Genomic DNA, 3,403 nt, shown 5'->3' with positions numbered 1-3,403 from the left:
CTGCTTGACCGGCCAGATCAGACGACGAGCCTTGTCCAGGCTGGCGTTGTCCGGCCAGCTGTTCAGGGGGGCGAAGCGCTGCATGCCCGCTCCGGCTCCACCGCGTCCGTCCTGCTTGCGGTACGTGCCTGCGGCGTGCCACGCCATGCGAATGAAGAAGGGGCCGTAGTGACCGAAGTCGGCAGGCCACCAGGGCTGCGAGTTGGTCATGAGGGCTTCGATGTCGCGCTTGACCTCGGCGAGGTCGAGGGAGTTGAACTCGGCGGCGTAGTCGAAATCTGCACCCATCGGGTCGCCGACGGCCGGGTTCTTCTTGAGAATCTTGAGGTTCAGAGCCTTGGGCCACCACTCGCGGTTGCCGCCACCCTCGACGGGCATCGGCATCGAGTCGTGCATGACCGGACACTTGCCACCCGACTCCTGTGGCTGATCCTCGTTCATCTCTTTTTCGCGTGTTGTGTGATCTTGTGACACGTGCTTCCTTCCGAAGTGTGACGATCGGGCTGTGATCGAGGTCGATTCACGAACTCTGCTGTGTTCGAGAACCGGGAGGGAACGAAACAGGAGCTGTCGACTGCCCTCGAGCAGCCGAACACTGTGCGCAGAAGCCCCAGTAGATGACTTCCGCCTCGTCGATCGTGAAACCGACGGAGTCCGATGCGGTGAGACACGGCGTTTCGCCCACCGCGCAGTCCACATCGGCGATGACACCGCAGGAGCGGCACACCGCGTGGTGATGGTTGTCGCCGACACGAGATTCGTACCGAGCAGGAGATCCTGCCGGTTCGATTCGCCGTACCAGGCGCGCCGCGGTCAACGCATTGAGCACGTCGTACACGGTTTGCCGCGACACCTCGGGCAGCACCGATCGCACGAGCCCGAGGATCGTGTCGGTGTCTGCATGAGGATTGGATCCGACGACCTCGAGCACCGCGACCCGAGGACGGGTCACGCGCATGTCGGCGGTGCGTAACAGCTCCGCGTACGGTGAGATCGGCATCACAGCAATACTATCCTCCGCTTTTCTGGACAAAGTCAAGTATGCAGACGAATTCGCCGAATGTCGACCGCAACGACGCTCGACGCGTCACCTCGGAGCCGACACGACTCCCACTGTTCGTTTTTCGGTCACTCCCCCGTGGCCTCGAACCCGATCTCAGGCCGGGTCGGAGACAGCCGCACCTGTGCGGCCTCGATCAGCGCCTGCCGTTCCACTGCTTCTCGATGCCGCGCAACACCTCGAGCGTCCGAGCAGAATCGGCATCGACAGCCATCCTCGACCGGGCGCGCTCGAGCGCACGCTCGGCCCGCGTCACCGCACGGTGCCCCGAGTCGGTGGCCTCGACCATGTACTGCTGCCGATTTCGCGGATTGACGCTCCGCGCCAGCAGCCCCGCCTCGACCAGACTTGCCGTCGTGGCGGTGATACTCGTCCTGTGCCGCACCAACTCCCGCGACAGCGCACTGTAGGACATCGGCCCTCGTCTGCACACCAGTTCCAGTACCTCGTACCTCGCCCAGCTGAGCCCCTGCGCATCCAATGCCTCGGCCAGACGAACTCGCGCGGCCGACGCCATGCGCAGCACCGTGGACACGATTTCGAGCTCGGTCGAATGCACCGGAGAGCTACCACCGTCGAACGATTCAGCGAGGGCAGTCATCGAACACCCCCTACTTGATCTCTGCGAGGACGGTGCCTTGGGTGATGGCGTCGCCTGCGGTGACGGTCAGGCCGGTGATGGTGCCTGCTTTGTGGGCGTTGACGGGGTTTTCCATTTTCATCGCTTCGAGGACGGCGATCAGGTCACCGGCGTCGACGGTCTGCCCTTCGTCGACGGCGACTTTGACCACGGTGCCCTGCATCGGTGCGATGACCGCGTCTCCGGATGCCGTGCCTGCTCCCGCACCACCACGGGTACGAGCTTTGGGCTTACGCCGCACCGCGCCCGCGGGCCCGCCGCCGTTACCGCCGCCGAGGGACAGTTCCCCGGGCAAGGACACCTCGACGCGGCGGCCACCGACCTCGACGACGACGGACTGCCGCGGCAGGACGTCGTCGTCGTCGATGGGTTGTCCGGCGGTGAACGGGGGAACCTGGTTGTCCCATTCGGTTTCGATCCAGCGGGTGTGCACCGAGAAGGAGTCGCCGTCGCCGATGAACGCCGGATCGGAGACCACCGCGGCGTGGAACGGAATCACCGTCGCAAGTCCTTGGACGTCGAATTCGGCGAGTGCTCGACGCGACCGGGCGAGGGCTTCCTCGCGGGTCGCGCCGGTGACGATGAGCTTGGCGAGCATCGAATCGAACTGGCCACCGATCACCGAGCCGGATTCGACACCGGAATCGACGCGAACACCCGGTCCCGACGGCGCACGGAAGGTGGTGACCGGTCCGGGGGCGGGTAGGAAGCCGCGTCCGGCGTCTTCGCCGTTGATCCGGAACTCGAACGAATGCCCCCGGGGTTCGGGGTCGTCGGTGATGGACAGTTCTTCACCGTTGACGATCTTGAACTGCTGCAGCACCAGGTCGATGCCGGAGGTTTCCTCGGTGACGGGATGCTCGACCTGCAGGCGGGTGTTCACTTCCAGGAAGCTCACGAGGCCGTCTTGTCCGACGAGGTATTCGACGGTGCCGGCACCGTAGTAGCCGGCTTCGAGGCAGATGGCTTTGGCGCTGGAGTGGATTTCTTTGCGTTGGGCGTCGGTGAGGAACGGGGCGGGTGCTTCCTCGACGAGTTTCTGGAAGCGGCGTTGCAGGGAGCAGTCGCGGGTGCCGGCGACGATGACGTTGCCGTGTTGGTCGGCGATGACCTGCGCTTCGACGTGGCGGGGCTTGTCGAGGTAGCGCTCGACGAAGCATTCTCCGCGCCCGAACGCGGCGACGGCTTCGCGGGTGGCCGAATCGAACAGTTCGGGGATTTCCTCGCGGGTGCGGGCGACTTTCATGCCGCGGCCGCCGCCACCGAACGCGGCTTTGATCGCGATCGGCAGGCCGTGTTCGTCGACGAAGGCGAGGATTTCGTCGGCGTCTTTGACCGGTTCGGAGGTGCCGGGGACCGAGGGGGCTTTGGCGCGGGCGGCGATGTGGCGGGCGGTGACCTTGTCGCCGAGGTCGCGGATGGACTGCGGGGACGGTCCGATCCAGATCAGACCGGCATCGATGACGGCTTGGGCGAAGTCGGCGTTCTCGGAGAGGAATCCGTAGCCGGGGTGGATGGCGTCGGCCCCGGACTTGGCGGCTGCATCGATGATCTTGTCGATCACCAGGTACGACTCCGCGGAGCTCTGACCGCCGAGCGCGAACGCCTCATCGGCCAGACGGACGAACGGGGCGTCGGCGTCGGGTTCGGCGTACACAGCGACACTGGCCAACCCGGCATCGGCCGCAGCCCGGATCACCCGC

General features: G+C 65.4%; 4 protein-coding genes. All 4 read right to left on the bottom strand.

All coding sequences use genetic code 11. The features are described from left to right. A partial coding sequence (locus A2J02_RS11750; RefSeq protein ID WP_331712047.1) for a peroxidase family protein occupies positions 1-441 on the bottom strand: 441 nt, incomplete at its 3' end. Positions 442-520: 79 nt separating this feature from the next. Further along, positions 521-1,000, bottom strand: coding sequence for a Fur family transcriptional regulator (locus A2J02_RS11745; RefSeq protein ID WP_068050305.1), 480 nt, complete (start codon positions 998-1,000; stop codon positions 521-523). A 196-nt stretch (positions 1,001-1,196) separates the two neighbouring features. After that, positions 1,197-1,661 (bottom strand): MarR family transcriptional regulator, encoded by a 465-nt coding sequence (locus A2J02_RS11740; RefSeq protein WP_068050303.1) that lies wholly within the window; start codon positions 1,659-1,661, stop codon positions 1,197-1,199. Positions 1,662-1,671: 10 nt separating this feature from the next. Beyond that, a partial coding sequence (locus tag A2J02_RS11735; protein ID WP_068050301.1) for an acetyl/propionyl/methylcrotonyl-CoA carboxylase subunit alpha occupies positions 1,672-3,403 on the bottom strand: 1,732 nt, incomplete at its 5' end.

This window comes from Rhodococcus sp. EPR-147, assembly GCF_001647185.1.
Classification (GTDB): domain Bacteria; phylum Actinomycetota; class Actinomycetes; order Mycobacteriales; family Mycobacteriaceae; genus Rhodococcoides.
This window is presented reverse-complemented; position numbering and strand designations above follow the sequence as displayed.